The following is a 21,425-nucleotide window of genomic DNA, read 5'->3' as shown; positions in this document are numbered from 1 at the left end:
GTATCCAGCCCCAGACCGTGGGCGGAGCGCCCGCCGTCGCGCCGGAGCCGGCCCCCGCGCCCGCCGTGACCGCGCCGGAGGCGCCGGCGTCCGGCGCCGATCTCGCCCGCGCTGCCATGGATTTCTCCAAGCTGCCCGAGGCCGGGCGGCTGTTCGCTCAGGCCTGGGCCCGCATGGCCTGCCATGACGAGGAGGATTTCGAGCACGGCCCAGGCCCCGAAGCCCTGCGCGCGGTGGACCGCGCCGCCGCCGCCCTCTCCGCCCGCGCCACCTCCGGCCTGTCGCCCACCGCGCTCACCCTGTCGCTGATGGACTGGTGGATGCATCTGGCCGCAGCCCCCGGCAAGCAGGCGGAACTGGCGCTGAAGGCGTGGCGCAAGTCCGCCCGGCTCGGCGCCTACATGGTCGCCTCCAGCTTCGACCGGAACTTTCCTAACTGCATCCAGCCCCTGCCGGGGGATGAGCGCTTCAGCGCCCCGGCATGGCAGGACTGGCCGTTCCGCTTCTGGTACCAGGCCTTCCTGCTGAACCAGCAATGGTGGCACAACGCCACCCACGGCGTGCCCGGCGTCGCGCCCCATAATGAGGCGGTGGTGGCCTTCGCTGCCCGCCAATTGTTGGACGTGTTCTCGCCCTCCAACTCGCCCTTCACCAATCCGGAGGTCCTGCGCCGGGCGCGGGAGACGGGCGGGCTGAATTTCGTGCAGGGTGCGCGCAATCTTCTGGAGGATGCGGCCCGCAAGGCGTCCGGCCAGCCGCCGATGGGCGCCGACGCGTTCGAGCCGGGCCGCAACGTGGCGGTGACGCCGGGCGAGGTGATCTTCCGCAACCACCTCGTGGAGCTGATCCAGTATCGCGCGACCACCGCGACGGTCGCCGCCGAGCCGGTGCTCATCGTGCCGGCCTGGATCATGAAATATTACATTCTCGATCTTTCGCCCGAGAATTCGCTGATCCGCTATCTCGTGTCCAAGGGCCACACGGTGTTCTGCCTCTCCTGGCGCAACGTGACGGCGGAGGACCGCGACCTCGGCTTCGACGACTACCGCCGCGACGGGGTGATGGCAGCGCTCGACGCCATCAACGCGGTGGTGCCGGGCGAGAAGGTCCACGCTGTCGGCTACTGCCTCGGCGGCACGCTCCTCTCCATCACCGCTGCCGCCATGGCGCGGGATGACGACGACCGGCTCGCCTCCGTCACGCTGTTTGCGGCGCAGACCGATTTCTCCGAGCCCGGCGAGCTGCAATTGTTCGTCGATCCCGGCGAGCTTTACACGCTCGAAAGCATGATGTGGGACCAGGGCGTCCTCTCCGCCGGCCAGATGGCCGGGGCGTTCGAGATGCTGCGCTCCAACGATCTCGTCTGGTCGCGCCTCGTCCACGAATATCTGATGGGCGAGCGCGCGGCCATGAGCGACCTGATGGCCTGGAACGCCGACGCCACCCGCATGCCTTACCGCATGCATTCCCAGTATCTGCGCCAACTGTTCCTCGACAACGACCTCGCAGCCGGCCGCTACAAGGTGGACGGGCGCCCCATCTCCCTCCAGGACATCGGCGTGCCCCTGTTCGTGGTGGGCACCGAGCGCGACCACGTGGCGCCGTGGCGCTCGGTCTACAAGATCCACCAGCTGACCGACGTGGACGTGACCTTCGTGCTGACCTCCGGCGGGCACAATGCCGGCATCGTCAGCGAGCCGGGCCACAGGCACCGGCATTTCCGCCGGCACGAGACCCGCCACGGCGACCACCATCTCGGCCCCGAACAGTGGGTGGAGGCGACGCCTGTGGAGGAGGGATCGTGGTGGCCGGCGTGGGAGGCCTGGCTGTCCGCCCGCTCCGCTCCCGGCCATGCGCTGCCGCCCTTGGGCGCGGCCGGCTATCCGGTGCTCTGCCCGGCGCCCGGCACCTATGTGATGCAGCGCTAGGGTTTTAGGGCACTAGTACGGCTGCCCCTTCCAGCCGGCCGCCGCGCAAATCGTCCAGCGCGCGGTTGGCCTCGGAGAGGGGATAGGGCGTGACGTGGGTGGTGACGCCTGCTTGAGGGGCCATAGCGAGGAATTCGCGGGCGTCGGCGCGGGTGAGGTTGGCGACGGAGAGGATTTTTCGCTCCTCCCACAGCCAGCGATAGGGGAAGGCGGGAATGTCGCTCATGTGGATGCCGCCGCACACCACGCGCCCGCCCTTGCGCACCGCCTTCAGCGCCTGCGGCACCAGCTCGCCCGCCGGGGCGAAGATGAGGGCGGCGTCCAGCGGCTCCGGAGCCGGCGCGTCCGAGCCGCCGGCATAGACGGCACCGAGCGTTCGGGCGAAATCCTGCGCCCGCATATCGCCGGGCCGGGTGAAGGCGTAGATCTCCCGCCCCTGCCAGCGCGCCACCTGGGCGATGATGTGGGCGGCGGCGCCGAAGCCATAGAGGCCGATGCGCCGGCCCTCGCCCGCCATCTTCAGCGTGCGCCAGCCGATGAGCCCGGCGCAGAGCAGGGGCGCCAGCGCGATGTCCTCGCCCTCTTCGCCGAGGGGATAGACGAAGCGTGCATCCGCCACCGTGTGGCTGGCGAAGCCGCCGTCGCGGGTGCAGCCGGTGAAGACCGGCGCGTCGCACAGGTTCTCCGCGCCCTCTTCGCAGTAGGAGCAGCATCCGCAGGCCCGGCCGAGCCAGCCGACGCCCACGCGCTCGCCCATAGTGAGGTGCGAGACGCCGGCGCCCAGCGCCGCAACGCGCCCGACGATCTCATGGCCGGGGATGACGGGCAGCAGCGTCTGCGGCAGCTCGCCGTCCACCACATGCAAATCGGTGCGGCAGACGCCGCAGGCGCCGACGCGGATCACCACCTCGCCCGGACCGGGCACCGGGTCGGGCCGCTCCTCGGCGACGAGGGGACCGCCCGTCTGTTTCAGGACCATGGCGCGCATGAGGAGCCTCCCGCGATGGCAGGAAGCCTCTCATGCCCCGGCGCGGCGGAACATGATCTCAAGCAAGCGCGTCAGCTGCCGCCGATGAAGATGCCCGCCGCGAGCACCAGCGCGCCGCCCAGCACCACCTGGAACACGGAGCGCCAGAAGGGCGTCTCCATGTAGCGGTTCTGGATGAAGGCGATGGCCCACAGCTCGACGAACACGACGATGATGGCGATGGCCGTCGCGGTCCAGAATTCGGGGATGATGTAGGGCAGAGCGTGGCCGAGGCCGCCCACCGCCGTCATGATGCCGGAGGAGAGGCCGCGCTTCAGCGGCGAGCCGCGGCCGGAGATGACGCCGTCGTCGTGGAGCGCCTCGGTGAAGCCCATGGAGATGCCCGCGCCCACCGCCGCGGCGAGGCCGACGAGCAACGTGGTGTGGGAATTCTGCGTGGCGAAGGCGGTGGCGAAGATGGGGGCCAGCGTCGAGACCGAGCCGTCCATGAGGCCGGCGAGGCCCGGCTGCACAAAGGTGAGCAGGAACTGGCGACGGGCCTTGTCGTCCTCTTCCTTCTTCTTGTCGGCCGGCAGATAGCGATCGGCGAGGTTGCCCGCGATCTCCTCGTGCTGCAGTTCCACCTGATAGAGGTTTTCCAGCAGCTTGCGCGTGCCGGGATCGGACGCCTTCTGCTGCGCCTTCAGATAGAAGCCGGCGGATTCGTCCTCCATCCGCCCCACCTCGGCGCGGATGCGCTCGATGCCGAGGTTCACCACCGCCCAGACCGGCCGGCGGCTGTAATAGCCGGCGATGCTCTCGCGGCGGATCAGCGGCACGGTGCCGCCGTAGCGCCTCTCATATTCGCGGGTGAGGCTCGTCTGGTGGCCGCGCTCCTGCGCCGCCATGCTCTCGAACACCTTGGCCGTGTCGGGATACTCGCCACGCAGTGCCTCGGCATATTCCGTGTAGATGCGCGCGTCGTCTTCCTCCGACGAGACGGCGAGGGCGAGGATCTCCCGCTCAGACAGGTCCGAAAAACGGCGGCGGCCGGGGAAAAGCGAGATCATCCCGGGTGACTCCAATTTAGAATTTTTCTAATGATCTAGATAAAGCGCATAAGCGCAACGGCAATGCGACGGAATCGCCGCAGGCCGGGCATGAGGGAGCGACATGCCGGAACCAGCACGGGCCGACATCCAAGCGGCGGGCGCGGCCGGGCGCAACCGCTACCTTCTGCTCGCCGCCGCCGTGCTGCCCCTCGCCGTGGGGCTGCTGCTCCAGCTCATGGGGATGAAGGGGGCCGCCTCGGCCGCCTTCGCCGTGGGCACGGCGCCGGTTCTGGCGGTGCTGCTTATCGACATCGCCTGGTCCCTGCGCGCGGGCCGGTTCGGCCTCGACGTGCTGGCCGCCCTCTCCATGGCCGCGGCTCTGGCCTTCGGCGAGCCCCTGGCCGGCAACGTGGTCGCCCTCATGTATGCGGGCGGCCAGCAGCTGGAGCGGTTCGCGGAAGGCCGTGCCCGGCGGGAGATGACCGCCCTTGCCGCCCGCGCCCCGCGCGACGCGGTGCTGCATCTCGATGGCGGGCTGGTGGTGGTTGCGGCGGTGGATCTGGTGGCCGGCGACCGTGTGCTGGTGCGCTCCGGCGACACCGTGCCCGCCGACGGCGCGGTGCTCGGCGGTCCGGCGGTGCTCGACCTCTCCTCGCTCACCGGCGAGACGCGTCCGGCGCGGCTGGAGGATGGCGAGGAGGCGCCCTCCGGCGCGGTCAATGCGGGCGACGCCTTCGATCTCGCCATCCTGCGGCCGGCGGCGGACAGCACCTATGCGGGCATCGTGCGCCTGGTGGAGGCGGCCGCCTCCAGCCGCGCGCCCATGGTGCGCCTCGCCGACCGCTACGCGCTCGCCTTCGTCCTCGTCTCCCTCGCCCTCGCCATCGGCGCGGCGATCCTCGCGCACGATCCGCGCCGGGCGCTGGCGGTGCTGGTGGTGGCGACGCCCTGTCCGCTCATCCTCGCCGTGCCGGTGGCGCTCATGGCCGGGCTCTCGCGGGCGGCGAAGCGCGGCGTGCTGGTGAAGAGCGGCGGCGCGCTGGAGAAGCTCGCCCGCGTCCGCGCTTTGGTGGTGGACAAGACCGGCACCCTCACCCACGGCCGCGCCGAGCTGGAAGAGGTGCGCACCGCGCCGGATTTCGAGCCGGAGGAGGTGCTGCGCCTCGCCGCGTCGCTGGATCAGGCGTCGAGCCATGTGGTGGCGCGGGCGCTCGTCCATGCCGCGCACGACCGGGACCTCGCCCTTTCGCCGCCCCGCGCGGTGAAGGAAGATGGCGGGGCCGGGCTGGAAGGATGGGTCGAGGGCCATGCCGTCGCCGTGGGCGGCACCGCCTATGTCGCGGCCCGTGCCTCCGGCGACTGGAGCGAGCTGCGCGCCCACCTTCCTCCCGCCAGCGCGGTGGTGGCGGTGGCCATCGACGGCCGGCCGGCCGGGCTGCTGCTGTTCGCCGATCCGGTACGCGACGACGCGGCCGACATGATCGCCGCCTTGCGTCGCGGCGGCGTGCAGCATGTGGCGCTCGCCTCCGGCGACCGGGCCGAGGCGGTGGATGCGGTGGGCCGCGACCTCGGCCTCGACGCCTGGACCGGGGAGCTGAAGCCCGAAGGCAAGATCGCGCAAATCGCCCTGTCGCGCGAGGCCGCCAACGGCGGCGCGGTGATGATGGTGGGCGACGGGGTGAATGACGCGCCCGCGCTCGCCGCCGCCGACATCGGCGTCGCGCTGGGCGCGCGGGGCGCGGCGGCCTCCGCCGAGGTGGCGGATGCGGTGCTGCTGGTGGACCGGCTCGACCGCCTCGCCGAGGCCATGGCCATCGCCCGCCGCTCCCTCGCCATCGCGCGGCAGAGCGTGCGCTGGGGCATCGGCCTGTCGCTCGTGGGCATGGTGGCGGCGGCGTGCGGCTATCTCCAGCCGGTGCAGGGCGCGCTGCTGCAGGAGGCCATCGACGTGGTGGTCATCCTCAACGCCTTGCGCGTGCTCATTCCGGGACCGGGCGAGGGCGCCGAGACCTAGGCGGCCGCCTGCACCTGCCGCCGGCGCCAGAAGGGCGCATCAGGCCAGCGGGTCTCGCCGGCATAGAAGCCCGCGCGCAGCCGCACGCCGGCGGTGAAGCGGGCGAAAATCCTGTCCTGATAGGCGTTGAACGCGCCTTCATCTCCCATCTGCGCGCCGGCGATGGCGTCGGCGGCGGTGATGCCCTCCTCCAGCGCGCGGGTGAGGCCCTGCGAGAGGAGAGGATCGAGACATGCGGCGGCATCGCCCACGGCGAGCCAGCCGGGTCCCGCCACGGCGCTGAGGATGGCGGTGGGGGCGATGGCGATGCGGGGCGGCGCTTGCTCGTCCAGTGGGCGGCCGCGCGCGATCTGTGGCCCGATGAGGTGGGTTGCGGCGATGGCGGCGCGGAAGGCGGCGCCATCGGTGAACCGCGCGCCGGGATCGGCGGCGAGGCCCACCACCGCCCGCCCGCCGGGGATACGGCTCGCATACCACCAGCCGTCCGGAACGGATTCGAGGAAGGTGCGGGCGGGCATCGCCTCGGGTTCGGCGAGGGTGAGCACGCTCCAGTGGAAGGCCAGGGCGTCCACCGCGTTGCGTGCCACCTTCAGGCTGCGCAAGGCCGCCGCGCGCACGCCGCTCGCGTCCACCACCAGAGTGGCCGTGACCTCGAACGGCTCGTCCGCGCCATCGAAGCGGAGGCGGTGGCCCGTCCCCTCCGGCGTCATCGCGCGCAGGCGGCCGGGGTGGAGGCGCACGCCGCACGCCATCGCCTCCGCCCTGAGATCGGCGTCGAAGCCGGCGCGGTCGAGATGCCAGCCGCCACCGAAGGGGTTGGCGAAGCCGTCATTGTGGTGCGGCGCGGCCTTGCCCCAGACGGCGGTCGCACCCAGCGACAGCAGGTGCCCGCGTGCCGTGCAGCGCTCCATGAGGCCGAGGCGGGAGAGCAGCGGCAGGGCGGCGCCGGGAATGGTCTCGCCGATGCGCGGGCCATCGGTCGCCCCGGCCTCGAACAGCGTGACATCGCCGATGCAGCGCCGCGCCAGCGCGATGGCCGTGGCGCAGCCCGCCGGGCCGGCGCCGATGATGGCGACGCCCACCCGCTCCGGCGCAACGCTCACGGGGCCGGCGGCGAGTTGAAGGTGGGCCAGGGGGCGACCATCTGGCTTGTGTCGGTCTCGAAGAAGCACGCGACTTCGAGGAACGGGTCTTCCGCCGTGGCCGGGCGGGCATCCGGGTTGATCCGGCTCGCCTGCACCACGAAGCCCACCTTGTGCCAGTTGACGAGGAAATCGGCCGCCTTCTGGAAGCGCCCGGCGTTGGCCGGGTAGATCGTCGTCGTCCCCGCGCCGCGCACCGCGTAGAGCTGGCGCCCCGGCGTCCATCCCGTGCCGGGATTGAAGCGCGCCAGCGCCTGCGGATAGACCGCCACCGGCCGCTCGGCGGGCCATGACCAGTAGAGCGTCTGGTCGGTGTTGGAGGGGCTCTCCGGCGGATGGGAGGCGCAGTGGTTGTAGTCCGTGTGCCAGGGCGCGGCCATGAATTTGGAGAAGTCGCCGGGCTCCAGCGGGATGGGGCGCAGGGGGATGTAGCCCACGGTGAGGAATGCGCGGTCGGGGCGCGCCTTTGAATAATCGAGCGGCGCGGCGTTGAGGCGGAACGGCCCGCCGGGCGTCGTCGCCCAGTCCTGGATGAACAGGTTCGGGTCGCGCACCGGATAGGACACCTCGATGCCCGGGCTGAAGCGTCCGCCGAGGCAATTGGCCAGCGCCACCCGGTCCATTTCCTCCCCATCCCCCAGCTTCAGGCGCCGCTCGGGGGTGAACACGCCTTTGTGCCACTGCCGCAGCAGGTGGTATTGCGTTGGGGTGAGGGTGAGGAAGGGACGGTCCGTGTCGCCCAGCGCCAGCGGCATCATGGGCGTGCCCGCAGCGAGGCTCGCCGGATTGTCGGGATTGCGGATCAGGCCGTCGAAATCCGGGATCTTGTCGGTGGGCCGGTCGGCCGGGGTGATGGCGCCGATGCGGTTGTGGGCGGCGATGGCGGGTGCCGGCAGATTGGTGTTCCAGCGCTGCAGCATCACCGCATGGAACAGCGGGCGGGCATCGTCCGCGAAGGAGGCGGCAAAGCGCGGGCTGAAAGTGCCGCCGGCATAGAGGTCCGGCTCCAGCGCGAGTTGGCGGACGAAGGTGTCGTAGACCTCGTCCCAGGCGGTGACGACGTTGCGCGTCTGCGGCGCGAAGCCCGGGTCGCCGCACATCACCCAGGCCGGCGCGGCCGAGAGCGTGGAGCCGTCCTCGAACAGGATGCGGGCGAAGACCGGGCCGTCGCCGATGTCGTCGAACCAGCTGGTGTTCTCCGCCCCGCTGCGCTCGTTCACGTTGGGACGACCCTCGGGCGTCATGATGCCCACCGTCGCGCCGAAGCCGCCGGCGAGGATCAGCCGGCCCGTGCCGGCCTCCACCCGCATGTCGCCGAGGCTGGTCAGCGGATCGGCCGGGATGTGCAGGGTGAAATGGTCCTGCGGAAAGCTCACCGGATAGTCCGGCAGCGCCCGCACCGTCCCCCCGTCGCCGAGGCAGCTCGCGGGCGTGCCATGGGCGAAGGCGGTGACGCGGCTCTGATCCGCGCGGGCGGAAAGGGCGCGCGGGCCGGGATCGATGACGAGGCGCCTCAGGCGGTCCGGGCTGTCGAGGGGGCCGTCCTGCGGGCGGCGGATAGGCATCAGCCGGCCATCGGCGAAGCCGGCGAGGGCCGGGAAATGGCCGGGCGTGTCCTCCATGGAGAAGCAGTTCAGCTTCTTGTTGGCGATGTGCGCCTGCCACACGATGTCGGTGACACGCTTGCCGCCGATGACCGCGCCGAGCGTGACCTCGGTGCTCTCGCCGGTGGGCCAGCCGGAGCCGGTATAAGCGTAAATTCGGAAGCGCACCGCCTGCCGCTTCAGCCGGCCCTGTCCGTCGCGAAACCCGTCCGCGGTGATGGGTCTTCCGGTTGTGGCATCGAGGGGCAGGCCGCCCCACAGGCCGTCGCCGGAGGACGGCAGTTCGCCGGCCGCCGTCTCGGGGGCGAGGTAATAGTCCGGGCTGTTGCCGACGCGGGCGATGCCGATGGCGGGATGGATGCGCAGCACAGGCGGGGCATTATCGGCCGCCGCGAGGCCGGAGGTGGCGGCAAGCAGGGTGGTGCCTGCTGCGCCTTTCAGAAGGTCCCGACGATCCATGATTCCGCCCCCGAAACGGGACGGAGTGTGTCCGATCGAACCTCTGGCGCAAAGCGCAAACTGCGCCGTGCGCCAGAGACGGAACCCCGCTCGGGGAGATCCCTATTCGGAGATCTTGCGGGCGCGCGAGCCCAGCGTGCGCAGGCGCAGGGCGTTGAGCTTGATGAAGCCGGCGGCGTCGCGGTGATCGTAGGCGACGGCGCCTTCCTCGAACGTCACAAGCTCTTGATTGTAGAGCGAATAGGGGCTCTTGCGGCCGATGACGGTGGCATTGCCCTTGTAGAGCTTCACCGTCACCTCGCCGGTCACATAGGCCTGCGAGTAATCGATCGCCGCCTGCAGCATCTCGCGCTCCGGGGAGAACCAGAAGCCGTTATAGATCAGCTCCGCATAGCGGGGCATCAGCTCGTCCTTGAGGTGCGCCGCGCCGCGGTCGAGCGTGATGCTCTCGATGCCGCGATGTGCGGCCAAAAGGATGGTGCCGCCGGGGGTCTCGTAGATGCCGCGGCTCTTCATGCCGACGAAGCGGTTCTCCACGAGGTCGAGGCGGCCGATGCCGTTGGCCTTGCCGAGCTCGTTGAGCTTGGTGAGCAGGGTGGCGGGGGAGAGCGCCTCGCCGTTGATGGCCACCGCGTCGCCCTTGTCGAAGGCGATGGTGATGAGGGTGGCCTCGTCGGGGGCTTCCTCCGGCGAGATGGTGCGCTGGTAGACATATTCCGGCGCGTCGTCGGCCGGGTCTTCCAGCACCTTGCCCTCGGAGGAGGAGTGCAGGAGGTTCGCGTCCACCGAGAAGGGCGCCTCGCCGCGCTTGTCCTTGGCGATGGGGATCTGGTGCGCCTCGGCGAACTCCAGCAGGCGGGTGCGGGAGGTCAAATCCCACTCGCGCCAGGGGGCGATGACGGTGATGTCCGGCTCAAGGGCGTAGTAGCCCAGCTCGAAGCGCACCTGGTCGTTGCCCTTGCCGGTGGCGCCGTGGGACACCGCGTCCGCACCCATCTTACGGGCGATCTCGATCTGCTTCTTGGCGATCAGGGGACGGGCGATGGAGGTGCCGAGCAGATACAGCCCTTCATACAGCGCATTGGCGCGGAACATGGGGAACACATAGTCCCGCACGAATTCCTCGCGCACGTCCTCGATGAAGATGTTCTCGGGCTTGATGCCGAGCAGCTCCGCCTTCTTGCGCGCCGGCTCCAGCTCCTCGCCCTGGCCGAGGTCGGCGGTGAAGGTGATGACCTCGCAATTGTAGGTGGTCTGAAGCCATTTGAGGATGACCGAGGTGTCGAGCCCGCCGGAATAGGCCAGCACCACCTTCTTCACGTCACGCGCCATCACGTCTCTCGGATGTTCGGGGAAAATCGGCGCGGACTATAGGCGCGCGCGGCGCTCTGGCAAGCCGTCTCGGTCAAGGATGGGGGCAGGTCGCCCGTCAGGTCCTGCCAAGAAGCCGGCGCAGGCCCGCCTGAAGCGCGAGGCCGGCGTTGCCGATGGCGTCTTCCACAGAGGCATCGGTGGGGCTGCGTGGCCGGTCGTAGAGCCACAGCCGCATGCCGACGATGAGCAGGATGACCAGAACGCCGGAAAACACCACGTCGGTGAAGAAGTGGCCGCCGAAGGCGATGCGCAATCCCCCGGCCAGCGCGCCGAAGGAGACCGCCGCGACCATCGCCACCGCCCCCGCCGGTCCGGGCACGAGGCTCGCAGGGGCGACGAGCCAGAAGCCGAGGGACCCTTCGCCCGAGACAAAGGAGCAGTTGGTGGGGCAGGTGCCGTCGGTGGCGTACCAGGGGCGGAAGGTCTCCTTGCCGCCGAAGGTATCCACGTGCACCGGGCGCGGCCGGCCCCAATGCTCTTTCAAGATGCCGTTGACGAGAAGGCCTGGCCCCAGCGCCATGGTGACGGCGAGCAGCACCGCCGCCCGCGCCGGCATGAACATTTTGCCCCGGGGAAAAATGAGCTTGAGGATGATGGCGGCGAAGGCCGGACCGGCGAAGATCCAGGGCAGCCAGTTGGCGAGGGTCCGCACTTTGGCAGCCCAGCCGAGGCCGGCGACGCCGAACACGTGGCGCGTGGCGTTCCAGAACAGGCCGGAGATGGCCAGGTCCCACTCAGGGAACACGGTGAACAGGATCGCCACGGCGGCCCCGATCACCAGCGCGAAGAACAGGACCCACTTCACCGCGTCGCCAGCTCCATTCCGGGATTGATCCAGCCGATTGATCCAGACCCTTGCACGCCGAGGCCGCCCCGCCGCACTCTTCCGCCGCGATGTACAGGCCGGAGGAGCCCATGGCCAGCGGCAGCCTCGATTTCTACTACGAGTTCGCCTCGCCCTATTCCTACCTCGCCGCCTGCCGCATCGCCGCCTTGGCCGAGCTGGCGGACGTGCGGGTGAACTGGAAACCCTTCCTGCTCGGCCCCATCTTCGCCGCGCAGGGCTACACAAGCTCGCCGTCCAACGTCTATCCCCTGAAGGGCGCGCATATGTGGCGGGATCTCGACCGCCTCGCGAGCGCCCAGCGCCTGCCGCCCATCACCAGGCCCGCGACCTTTCCGGCCAACGGGCTCCTGGCGGCGCGGGTGGCGATCCACCTCAACGACGCCTGCCGGCCCGCCTTCACCCGCGCCTTGTTCTCCGCCGAATTCGAGCAGGGCCGCGACATTTCGGACCGGGAGACCGTCCGGCAGGTGCTCGCCGGTCTCGGCCATTTCTGGGACGAGGTGATCGCCGATGCCGAATCCGAGGTGAACAAGGCGCGCCTGCGCGCCCAGACCGAGGAGGCGCAGGCCCGCGGCGTATTCGGCGCCCCCACCTTCTTCACCGCCGATGGCGAGCTGTTCTGGGGCAACGACCGGCTGGAGATGGCGCTGGAGCACGCCCGGCGCCTCGCCCGGGCGGCGTGAGCCGCCCGTCGTGCATCATCTGCGGCGTAAGCGGGAGGCGCGTTCAAGGCTCGACCCCCTCGGGTCTGTCATCCCCCTCCTTGTGCGGGGGATCCACACCGCCGCCGAGCGCGCTGTCGGGATTCTTATCCTGACGAATGGAGACGTGGATCCCCCGGACAGGCCGGGGGATGACACCACTCTCCCGAGGACGCGCCTTTTTCCCGCGCCGCGTCACCGGGCCTGTCGCAATGCCGCCCGGCTCTGATATATGCGCGTCACACACAAGCGACGAAACCGCGACGAAGGCTTTCCCCATGGCGAATGTCACTGCTTTCCCGGACAAGGCTACCATCGCCGAGCAGACGGCGCGGATGCTGCTCGAGGTCGAGGCGGTGCGCTTTTCCTCGGGAGAGCCCTTCATCTTCACGTCGGGCTGGGCCAGCCCGGTCTATATCGACTGCCGCCGCCTCATCTCCTTCCCGCGCGTGCGCCAGACGCTGGTGGATTTCGGCATCTCCACCATCTACCGCGACATCGGCTACGAGCAGTTCGACACGGTGGCGGGCGGCGAGACGGCGGGCATTCCCTTCGCCGCCTGGGTCGCGGACCGTATGATGCTGCCCATGCAGTATGTGCGCAAGAAGCCCAAGGGCTTCGGCCGCAACGCCCAGATCGAGGGCCACCTCGCCCCCGGCGAGCGGGTGCTCCTCGTCGAGGACCTGACCACCGACGGCAAGAGCAAGGTCAATTTCGTCAACGCCTTGCGTGACGCCGGGGCGGAGTGCTCGCACTGCTTCGTGTTCTTCTATTACGACATCTTCTCCGAGGCGGCGGGCATCCTGGACGGCGCCGGCCTCAGCCTCCACCGCCTCGCCACCTGGTGGGACGTGCTGGCGCAGGTGAAGAAGATGAACCGCTTCGAATCCAAGCAGGTGGCCGAGATCGAATCGTTCCTCAACGATCCGCATGCCTGGTCCAAGGCCCACGGCGGCACCGCCACCACCGGCGAGTGACGCCCTAGATGGAACTCTACGCCCTCGTTCGGCCCTTGCTCGGGCTGGTGACCCCCGAGCGCGCGCACGGCTATGCCGTCCGCGCCCTTGCGAAGGGTCTGATGCCGGACCTCTCCGGCCATGACGACCCGGTGCTCGCGACCCGCGTCTGGGGCCTCGATTTCCCCAATCCCGTGGGCCTCGCCGCCGGCTTCGACAAGCATTGCGAGGTGGCGGACGGCCTTTTGAAGATGGGCTTCGGCTTCGCCGAGATGGGCACGGTCACGCCCCGTCCGCAGCCCGGCAACCCGCAGCCGCGCCTGTTCCGGCTGGAAGAGGACGAGGCGGTCATCAACCGCTTCGGCTTCAACAGCGAGGGCCTCGCCCCCTTCGTCTACCGGCTGGCCAAGCGCCGCTCGGCGGGCGGCAAGGGCATCCTCGGCGCCAACGTGGGGAAGAACAAGGAGAGCGAGGACACGCTGGAGGATTACGCCGCCGGCGTGTCCGCCACCTGCCGGCTCGCCGATTATATCGTGTGCAACATCTCCTCCCCCAACACGCCGGGCCTGCGCGCCCTGCAGGCGCGGGCGGAGATGGAGGCGCTGCTCGCCCACCTCGTCGGCGTGCGCAACGCCTCGGTGCCGGACCCCAAGGAGCGCCCGCCGCTGCTGGTGAAGGTCGCGCCCGACCTCGACGACGCAGGCCTCGCCGACGTGGCCGAGGTGGCGTTGGAGACTGGCATCGACGGCATCATCATGGGCAACACCACCCTGTCGCGCCCGCCGAGCCTGAAGAGCGGGCACAAAGGCGAGGCCGGTGGCCTCTCCGGCAAGCCGCTCATGACGCTCTCGACCGAGCGGCTGGGCGCGCTCTACCGCCTCGTGGGCGGCAGGATTCCGGTCATCGGCTCGGGCGGTATCAGCTCGGGCGCGGATGCCTATGCCAAGATCCGGGCCGGGGCGAGCCTCGTGCAGCTCTATTCGGCGCTGGTGTTCCACGGCCCCGGCCTTGTCGGCCGCATCAAGACGGACCTCGCCGCCCGCCTGAAGGCCGATGGCTTCGCCCATGTGGCGGATGCGGTGGGCGCGGATTTCCGCTGACTCCTGTCCGGTGGCGCGCCGCTTGACCGCGGCGGCTACTATGATACCCGTGACGCTCCTTCCTCCTGACGGCGGGGCACCATGGCCGGGCTGGATCGACGCGCCTTCCTCTCTCTCCTCGGCGCGGCGGCGTTCGCCGCGCCTGCCGTCGCCCGGCCGGCGGTCTTCCCACCGGCGGAGCGGGAGCTGATGGTTCCGGTCAAGGGCGGGCGGGTCTACGTCCGCACCAACGGGACGAGCGCGGGCGGCCGGCTGCCGGTGCTGCTCCTCCACGGCGGGCCAGGCGGGATGCATTCCACCTTCCACGACCCGCTGGAACTGGCGGACGAGCGCATGGTGGTGCTCTACGACCAGCTCGACAGTGGCCGCTCCGACCATCCCGATGATCCCGCCAACTGGACCGTCGCGCGCTTCGCCGACGAGATCGATGCCGTCGGCGCCGCTTTGGGCCTGCCGCGCTTTCATGTGCTCGGCCACAGCTGGGGCGCGACCATCGCCCTGGAATGGGCGGCGCGCCAGCCGGCGACGCTGGCCGGGCTGGTGCTGGCCAGCCCTTATATCTCGGGGAAAAGCTGGATCGCGGACGTCGCCGCCCGCCGCGCCGCGCTCCCCGCCGACGTGCAGAAGGTGATCGACGCCTGCGAGGGCACCGCCCCGCCCCCGCCGGCCACCTGCGATGCGGCGTCGGGGGCCTTCTACGCCGCCTTCAACCGGCGCGAGCCGCTGCCCGCCATGCGCAAGACCTATGAGACGGCGCACAATCTGAAGCTCAACGAAAAGCTCTACGTGGCCATGAACGGCGCCGGCGAGTTCACCCAGACCGGCACGCTGAAGGATTATGACGGAGAGCCGTTCTTGGCGCGCCTCGACGGGGCACGCACATTGTTTGTCGTCGGCCAATATGACGAGACGCGCATCTCCACCGTCGCGGCCTTCGCGGAGCAGGTGCCCGGCGGCGCCGAGTTCGCGGTGATCCCGGGCGCCGCCCACGGCATCTTCAACGACCGCCCCGACGAGTCGGTGGCGGTGGTGCGGGGTTTCCTCAAGCGGCAGGACGCGCTGGCGGCGCAGGGTGCGAAGCCCTGAGCCGGCGGGCGTCCGCGCTCACATGGTCGGCGGGGACGGGGGCGCGGGGGTCGCCGGGGGGCGGGCGGCGGGCCGGTCGGAAGCGAGCAGGTCGCGAATCTCCATCAGCAGGGCCTCGCTCTTGGTTGGCGCGGCGGGCGGCTTGCCGGCCTCGGCCCGGCGTAGCGCATTGATGCCACGCACCACCAGGAAGAGCACGCCCGCCACGATGATGAAATTGATGGCGATCGTAATGAAGGACCCATACGCCAGTACCGCACCCTGTTTCTTCGCGTCGGCGAGGTTGTCGGCGGTCACGGTCTTGGAGAGCGGAACGAAATAGTTCGAGAAGTCCAGCCCGCCCGTGACGGCGCCGATCACCGGCATGAACACGTCGCCCACCAGCGAGGTGACGATGTTGCCGAATGCCGCGCCGATGATGACGCCGACGGCGAGGTCCACCACGTTGCCGCGGACCGCGAACTCCTTGAATTCCTTCAGAATCGGCATGCCATGCTCCAGCCAGTGTCGCGTCGGGGCGCGCGCCATGGGGCACCGGGTCGTTCGGCCCCCGCGCCATAGCATACCCCCTCGCCCCTGACGGCAACGTTCGCGCAGCCGATCCGGTTCGCCCGGCGCGGCCGGATAACGCGCGCATCGTGCCGCGCGTGACGCTTTCATGACTTTGAGCGCGCCCTTGCCTATGTTAGGGAGTGCCCGCCACCGATGGCGGGGGCGGGCCTTCCGGGCTCATCAACAGCAACCCCCGGCTGCCCTTCCGGACAGTACAGGGGAACAAATGGCGACACTGGCAAGAATGGCGGACCGGCAGACCAGCTTCGATTATGAGGATCTCCTCGCGTGCGGACGTGGCGAGCTGTTCGGGGCCGGAAACGCGCAATTGCCGCTGCCGCCCATGCTGATGTTCGACCGCATCACCGAAATTTCGGAGACCGGCGGCGAATTCGGCAAGGGCATGGTGCGCGCCGAGCTGGACGTGAACCCGGACCTCTGGTTCTTCGCCTGCCACTTCAAGGGCGATCCCGTGATGCCCGGCTGCCTCGGCCTTGACGCCCTGTGGCAGCTCGTGGGCTTCCATCTCGGCTGGCTCGGATCGTCCGGCCGCGGCCGGGCGCTGGGCCTCGGCGAACTGAAATTTTCCGGCCAGGTGCTCCCAGGCGTGAAGAAGGTGGTCTACGGCATCGAGTTCAAGCGCGTCATGCGCTCCAAGCTCGTGCTCGGGATCGCCGACGGCTGGCTGGCGGCGGACGGCGAGGTGATCTACCGCGCCAAGGATCTGAAGGTGGGCCTGTTCCAGGCCGAGACGGCACCCCAGCCCGCAGGCGCCGCGAGCGCCTGACAAGGCCTCGCCACGATCTGCGGCGACACTGGGTGCACTCCAATGGGGATTTGACATGCGGCGCGTCGTCGTCACCGGGATGGGCATCGTCTCGTCCATCGGCAACAACACGCAGGAGGTTCTTGCCAGCCTGCGCGAAGCCAAGAGCGGTATTTCCTTCGCCGAGGACTATTCCCGGCTCGGATTCCGCTCCCAGGTGCACGGTGCGCCGACCCTGAACGCGGAAGAGGTCGTCGACCGCCGCGCCATGCGCTTCCACGGCGGCGGCACCGCGTGGAACCACGTGGCCATGGAGCAGGCCATCCGCGATTCGGGCCTTGAGCCGAACGAGGTGTCCAACATCCGCACCGGCCTGGTCATGGGATCGGGCGGCTCCTCCACCAAGACCATCGTGGATTCGGCCGACATCACCCGCGAGAAGGGGCCGAAGCGCGTCGGCCCGTTCGCGGTGCCCAAGGCCATGGGCTCCACCGCCTCGGCGACGCTCTCGACCTGGTTCAAGATCAAGGGCCTGAGCTATTCCATCTCGGCCGCCTGCGCGACCACCAACATCTGCATCGGCAACGCCTACGAGCTGATCCAGTACGGCAAGCAGGACATCATCTTCGCCGGCGGCTGCGAGGATCTGCACTGGACCCTCTCCGTGCTGTTCGACGGCATGGGCGCCATGTCGTCCAGCTACAACGACCGCCCGGCCGTGGCCTCCCGCGCCTATGACAAGAACCGCGACGGCTTCGTCATCTCCGGCGGCGCCGGCGTCCTCGTGCTGGAAGAGCTGGAGCACGCCAAGGCGCGCGGGGCGCGCATCTATGGCGAAATCGCCGGCTATGGCGCCACTTCTGACGGCGTGGACATGGTGGCCCCCTCGGGCGAGGGTGCCGAGCGCGCCATGAAGCTCGCCATCGCGGGCATCAAGGCGCCCATCGACTACATCAACCCGCACGCCACCTCGACGCCCATCGGCGATCTCAAGGAGATCGAGGCGATCCGCGCCGTGTTCGGCGACACGTGCCCGCCCATCTCGGCCACCAAGTCGCTCACCGGCCACTCGCAGGGCGCCACCGGCGTGCACGAGGCGATCTATTCCATCCTCATGATGCAGAACGGCTTCATCGCCGAGAGCGCCAACATCGAGGAGATGGACCCGGCCTTCGCCGACATGCCCATCGTGCGCCAGCGGGTGGACAACGTGACGCTCGGGCATGTGCTCTCGAACGGCTTCGGCTTCGGCGGCACCAATGCCAGCCTCGTCATCAAGCACGTCGACGCGTGACGGTGCTGGACGCCTGACCGCTCGGCCCGAAGGCGGCGGTCAGGATCGGTCATCAATGGTGAGGCGGCGCCGGCCGGAACGCGATGGCGCGGCCGGGCGCCGTCTGCTATCGGCGTCTCAGGCGCGAGAGGGTAGGTTATGCAGGACCTGATGAAGGGCAAGCGCGGCCTGGTGATGGGTGTCGCCAACGATCATTCCATCGCCTGGGGCATCGCCAAGGCGCTGGCGGGTCAGGGCGCGGAACTCGCCTTCACCTACCAGGGCGAGCAGGTGGCCAAGCGCGTCAAGCCGCTGGCATCGAGCGTCGGCTCCTCCCTCATGCTGCCGTGCGACGTGGAAGACCTCGCCAGCGTGGACGCGGTGTTCGCCGCGCTGAAGGAGGCCTGGGGCAGCATCGACTTCCTCGTCCACGCCGTCGCCTTCTCCGACAAGTCCGAGCTGAAGGGCCGCTATGCCGACACCAGCCGGGAGAACTTCTCCCGCACCATGGTGATCTCCTGCTTCTCCTTCACCGAGATCGCCAAGCGCGCCGCCGCGCTGATGACCGAGGGCGGCTCGCTGATTACCCTCACCTATGGCGGCTCCACCCGCGTCATGCCCAATTACAATGTGATGGGCGTGGCCAAGGCGGCGCTGGAAGCCTCGGTGCGGTATCTCGCAGCGGATTTCGGCCCCGTGGGCATCCGCGTCAACGCCATCTCCGCCGGCCCGGTGCGCACTCTGGCGGGCGCCGGCATCGCCGATGCGCGGGTGATGTTCAACTACCAGAAGCGCCACGCGCCCCTGCGCCGCACGGTCAGCATCGAGGAGGTGGGCGGCTCGGCCCTCTATCTCCTCTCCGACCTTTCGGCCGGCGTGACCGGCGAGGTCCATTTCGTCGATTCCGGCTACAACATCATCTCCATGCCGCACCCGGACGTGCTGAAGGCGCAGGAGGATGCGGAGGCGCAGGCCGCCTCCGAGGTGCCGACCAAGGCGGCCGAATAAGGCCGGCGGACATGGGCGTGCCCTTCCGCCCGCTCTCCCGCCGGGAACTGCTCGCCGCCTGTGCCGGGCTGATCGCGGTCGCGGCATCCCCCGCCTTCGCCGATCCCCTCTCCCCCGAGGCGCGCAAGCTGCTGGACGCCATGCCCGGCAAGGCGGTGCTGGGAGCGGAGAAGACCACCCCCCTCGTCGTCGAGCTGGTGGATTTCAACGCCCCCGACTGGCGCCGCTCCGCCTTCGACATGCGCGAGCTGCTCGCCGGCGATGCGAAGCTCGCCTATGCCATCGTGCAGACGCCGCGCGTGGGCGTGGGCTCCATCGAGGCGGCACGGGTGGCGCTGGCGGTGCTCGCCATGCAGCCGGCGAAGTTCGGCGACTTCTATTTGGCGCTCGCCGCCACCACCGGCGAGATCGACGGGGTGAAGGCGCTGAACGTGGTGCGCGCCGAGGGGCTGGACCACTACAAGGTGTTCCGCGCCGCCAACCAGCCGGACATCACCGACATCCTTACCCAAGGTGTGGCGCTGGCCGCCGCGCTGAGGGTGCTGGAAACCCCCGCCTATGTGATCGGGGCCGAGGTGATCGCCGGCTATGCGGACCTCGCCCGCAAGCGGGCGCTGATCGCCGCCGCCGCCCGCTGATCGCCGCCCCGGCTCCCGTTGCGGCAAAGCGGGGGCGCGCGATTTTCTTTCTTTACGCTGCAAAGCCGGCGTCGTATCGGGCGAACGTTCGGTCGCCTGCGCCGATCGTCCGACAAAAGCTGAACGGACGTGCAGGCCGGGGGGAAGCCATGCAGGCGTGGCAGGTCGCGATACTGGTCTTTCTCGCCCTCGAGGGCGGGGCGCTGTTCGGCATGGGCGCGCAGCGCTGGCTGAAGGCGCATCACCTCTCCAAGGAGACGCAGGAGGCGGTGAAGCTGGGCGTCGGCATGGTCGCCGCCATGGCCTCGCTGATCCTCGGCCTGATGACCGCCTCGGTGAAGGGCAATTTCGACACCACCGGCAAGGACGTGCAGCAGTACGCGACGCTCCTCACCATCCTCGATGCCACGCTCCAGCACTATGGGCCGGACGCCAAGCCGGCGCGCGAGGCCCTGCGCGCCTACGCCGTGCACGCCATCAAGGAGACCTGGCCGGATCCCAACGGCCCGCCGGTGGTGGTGGGTAGCCTCGATTCCGAGCAGAAGCTGGAAGTCGTCGGTCACGACATCCGCATGCTGGACCCGAAGAACCCCGAGGAGACCGACCTCAGGGCGGAAGCGCTTGAGCGGTTCCGCTCGCTCAATGCGCTGCGCTGGACGCTGATCTCCGAGAGCGTCACCGAGGTGCCTCCGGTGTTCATCGTCGTGCTCATCGTCTGGCTGACGCTGATCTTCACGAGCTTCGGCCTGTTCTCCCCCACCAACCTGGTATCGCTCAGCGCCTTTCCCCTGTGTGCCCTCTCGCTCGCGGCGGCGATCTTCCTCATTCTGGAGATGAGCTCGCCGTTCGATGGCGTCATCATGGTGGGACCCGAGGCCTTCCAGCGCGCGCTCGAGCACATGAAGCTGCCCTGAGGGGCGGTGTAAGGCGGGTGTAACCTCACGCGTGTCCGGGAGTGCGACCCCGGCGCGGTTGCGCCGGGGCGTGGGGTTCTGTACGTCCTGCCGACCGCCGGGGACGGACCCGCGGGACCGCCCCCGACGGTTCGCAGAATGGAGGCCGACATGAGCCGCAAGGTGCTCTGGATCGCGGCGGCGAGCGTGCTCGTCGGTGCCATCGTCCTCGGCCTGAAGACGCTGGCCTGGTGGGTCACCGGCTCGGTGGCGCTGCTGTCGGATGCGCTGGAAAGCATCATCAACGTCGCCGCCTCGGCCGCCGCGCTGTTCGCCATCACCGTCTCCGCGCGTCCCGCCGACGACAACCACCAGTTCGGCCACCACAAGGCGGAATACATCTCCGCCGTGCTGGAAGGCGTGCTGGTGGTGGTGGCGGCCGTCACCATCATGCGGGAGGCCTATTTCGGCTTCCTCGACCCGCGCCTGCCCGAGCAGCCGTTCACCGGCATGCTCATCAACGGCGCGGCGACGGTCATCAACGCCATCTGGTGCGTCGTGCTGCTGCGGGTGGGCAAGGCCATGCGTTCGCCGGCCCTGGTCGCCGACGGCCGGCATGTGCTGACCGATGTGGTCACCTCCGGCGGCGTGCTGATCGGCTTCGTGCTGGTGCCCGTCACCGGCTGGCCGGTGCTCGATCCGCTGATTGCCGGCCTCGTGGCGCTCAATGTGCTGTGGACCGGCTGGTCGCTCATGAAGGAATCCGTGGGCGGCCTGATGGATGCCGCCCCGCCGCCGGACGTGGTGGCGCGCATCCGCGAGCTGGTCTCGCTCCATGCCGCCGGCGCCATCGAGGCGCACGATCTGCGCACCCGCCATGCCGGGCGCATCACCTTCGTGGAGTTCCATCTGGTGGTGCCTGGCGACATGACGGTGGCCGCCGCCCACGACATCTGCGACCGCATCGAGAACGCCTTCGAGCGCGACATGGACGATGCGATCATCACCATCCATGTGGAGCCCGAGGGCGAGGCCAAGCACCGCGGCGTGGTGGTGGTCTGAGGC

At 69.6% G+C, this 21,425-nt stretch carries 19 protein-coding genes; 12 read left to right on the top strand and 7 right to left on the bottom strand.

All coding sequences use genetic code 11. The annotated features are described in order from the left end of the window. The first annotated feature begins 173 nt into the window (after window positions 1-173). The gene (locus tag J2126_RS08045; protein ID WP_245327778.1) at window positions 174-1,928 is read left to right on the top strand and encodes a PHA/PHB synthase family protein; all 1,755 of its coding nucleotides are present in this window, start codon (window positions 174-176) and stop codon (window positions 1,926-1,928) included. Between the two features lie 4 nt (window positions 1,929-1,932). Here J2126_RS08045 and J2126_RS08040 read toward each other — a convergent pair whose 3' ends face one another. Together J2126_RS08040 and mbfA are read right to left on the bottom strand one after the other, a co-directional pair. Beyond that, entirely contained in the window at window positions 1,933-2,916 is a 984-nt protein-coding gene (locus J2126_RS08040) for a zinc-dependent alcohol dehydrogenase family protein (RefSeq protein ID WP_209485523.1), read from the bottom strand. Between the two features lie 71 nt (window positions 2,917-2,987). Then, the gene (gene mbfA / locus J2126_RS08035) at window positions 2,988-3,965 is read right to left on the bottom strand and encodes an iron exporter MbfA (RefSeq protein ID WP_209485521.1); all 978 of its coding nucleotides are present in this window, start codon (window positions 3,963-3,965) and stop codon (window positions 2,988-2,990) included. Window positions 3,966-4,068: 103 nt separating this feature from the next. Here mbfA and J2126_RS08030 point away from each other — a divergent pair, with 103 nt between their 5' ends. Beyond that, the gene (locus J2126_RS08030; protein ID WP_209485519.1) at window positions 4,069-5,961 is read left to right on the top strand and encodes a heavy metal translocating P-type ATPase; all 1,893 of its coding nucleotides are present in this window, start codon (window positions 4,069-4,071) and stop codon (window positions 5,959-5,961) included. Here J2126_RS08030 and J2126_RS08025 read toward each other — a convergent pair. From J2126_RS08025 to J2126_RS25290, 4 genes are all read right to left on the bottom strand, one after another. Further along, on the bottom strand, window positions 5,958-7,064 hold the full coding sequence (locus J2126_RS08025) for a tryptophan 7-halogenase (RefSeq protein ID WP_209485517.1): 1,107 nt from the start codon (window positions 7,062-7,064) through the stop codon (window positions 5,958-5,960). The genes J2126_RS08030 and J2126_RS08025 overlap by 4 nt on opposite strands. Beyond that, window positions 7,061-9,166 carry a LodA/GoxA family CTQ-dependent oxidase gene (locus J2126_RS08020; protein ID WP_209485515.1) on the bottom strand — a complete coding sequence of 702 codons (2,106 nt, stop codon included), beginning with the start codon at window positions 9,164-9,166 and terminating at the stop codon, window positions 7,061-7,063. The genes J2126_RS08025 and J2126_RS08020 overlap by 4 nt, the downstream gene beginning before the upstream one ends. A 102-nt stretch (window positions 9,167-9,268) precedes the next feature. Continuing rightward, window positions 9,269-10,498, bottom strand: a complete 1,230-nt coding sequence (locus J2126_RS08015) for an argininosuccinate synthase (protein ID WP_209485513.1) — start codon at window positions 10,496-10,498, stop codon at window positions 9,269-9,271. Window positions 10,499-10,595: 97 nt separating this feature from the next. Next, window positions 10,596-11,345 (bottom strand): phosphatase PAP2 family protein, encoded by a 750-nt coding sequence (locus tag J2126_RS25290; RefSeq protein WP_209485511.1) that lies wholly within the window; start codon window positions 11,343-11,345, stop codon window positions 10,596-10,598. A 110-nt stretch (window positions 11,346-11,455) separates the two neighbouring features. On the opposite strand from J2126_RS25290, the gene J2126_RS08005 reads away from it, so the two are divergent. The 4 genes from J2126_RS08005 to J2126_RS07990 all read left to right on the top strand — a co-directional run bounded on the left by J2126_RS08005 (window position 11,456) and on the right by J2126_RS07990 (window position 15,230). Further along, the gene (locus J2126_RS08005) at window positions 11,456-12,070 is read left to right on the top strand and encodes a 2-hydroxychromene-2-carboxylate isomerase (RefSeq protein WP_209485509.1); all 615 of its coding nucleotides are present in this window, start codon (window positions 11,456-11,458) and stop codon (window positions 12,068-12,070) included. A 296-nt stretch (window positions 12,071-12,366) separates the two neighbouring features. Further along, on the top strand, window positions 12,367-13,065 hold the full coding sequence (locus J2126_RS08000; protein ID WP_209485507.1) for an orotate phosphoribosyltransferase: 699 nt from the start codon (window positions 12,367-12,369) through the stop codon (window positions 13,063-13,065). An 8-nt stretch (window positions 13,066-13,073) separates the two neighbouring features. Continuing rightward, entirely contained in the window at window positions 13,074-14,144 is a 1,071-nt protein-coding gene (locus J2126_RS07995) for a quinone-dependent dihydroorotate dehydrogenase (RefSeq protein WP_209485505.1), read from the top strand. A gap of 81 nt (window positions 14,145-14,225) precedes the next feature. Next, a complete protein-coding gene (locus J2126_RS07990) occupies window positions 14,226-15,230 on the top strand; it encodes a proline iminopeptidase-family hydrolase (RefSeq protein ID WP_209485503.1) in 1,005 nt (334 codons plus the stop codon). An 18-nt stretch (window positions 15,231-15,248) separates the two neighbouring features. Here J2126_RS07990 and mscL read toward each other — a convergent pair whose 3' ends face one another. After that, complete coding sequence (mscL, locus tag J2126_RS07985; protein WP_209489959.1) at window positions 15,249-15,713, bottom strand: large conductance mechanosensitive channel protein MscL; 465 nt, start codon at window positions 15,711-15,713, stop codon at window positions 15,249-15,251. A 313-nt stretch (window positions 15,714-16,026) separates the two neighbouring features. Between mscL and fabA the strand changes: the two genes are divergently transcribed. The 6 genes from fabA (at window position 16,027) to J2126_RS07955 (ending at window position 21,422) form a co-directional block, all read left to right on the top strand. Then, complete coding sequence (gene fabA, locus J2126_RS07980; protein ID WP_209489957.1) at window positions 16,027-16,569, top strand: 3-hydroxyacyl-[acyl-carrier-protein] dehydratase FabA; 543 nt, start codon at window positions 16,027-16,029, stop codon at window positions 16,567-16,569. A 55-nt stretch (window positions 16,570-16,624) separates the two neighbouring features. Then, a complete protein-coding gene (gene fabB / locus J2126_RS07975) occupies window positions 16,625-17,842 on the top strand; it encodes a beta-ketoacyl-ACP synthase I (protein WP_209485501.1) in 1,218 nt (405 codons plus the stop codon). Window positions 17,843-17,980: 138 nt separating this feature from the next. Beyond that, a complete protein-coding gene (fabI, locus tag J2126_RS07970) occupies window positions 17,981-18,829 on the top strand; it encodes an enoyl-ACP reductase FabI (protein ID WP_209485499.1) in 849 nt (282 codons plus the stop codon). 11 nt (window positions 18,830-18,840) lie between these two features. Then, window positions 18,841-19,467 carry a DsbA family protein gene (locus J2126_RS07965; protein WP_209485497.1) on the top strand — a complete coding sequence of 209 codons (627 nt, stop codon included), beginning with the start codon at window positions 18,841-18,843 and terminating at the stop codon, window positions 19,465-19,467. 149 nt (window positions 19,468-19,616) lie between these two features. Continuing rightward, window positions 19,617-20,381: a DUF4239 domain-containing protein gene (locus tag J2126_RS07960; protein ID WP_209485495.1), complete on the top strand. Its 765-nt coding sequence runs from the start codon at window positions 19,617-19,619 to the stop codon at window positions 20,379-20,381. Window positions 20,382-20,531: 150 nt separating this feature from the next. Next, window positions 20,532-21,422, top strand: a complete 891-nt coding sequence (locus J2126_RS07955; protein WP_209485493.1) for a cation diffusion facilitator family transporter — start codon at window positions 20,532-20,534, stop codon at window positions 21,420-21,422. Window positions 21,423-21,425 lie beyond the last annotated feature (3 nt).

This window comes from Xanthobacter flavus, from assembly GCF_017875275.1.
Classification (GTDB): Bacteria; Pseudomonadota; Alphaproteobacteria; order Rhizobiales; family Xanthobacteraceae; genus Xanthobacter; species Xanthobacter flavus_A.
This window is presented reverse-complemented; position numbering and strand designations above follow the sequence as displayed.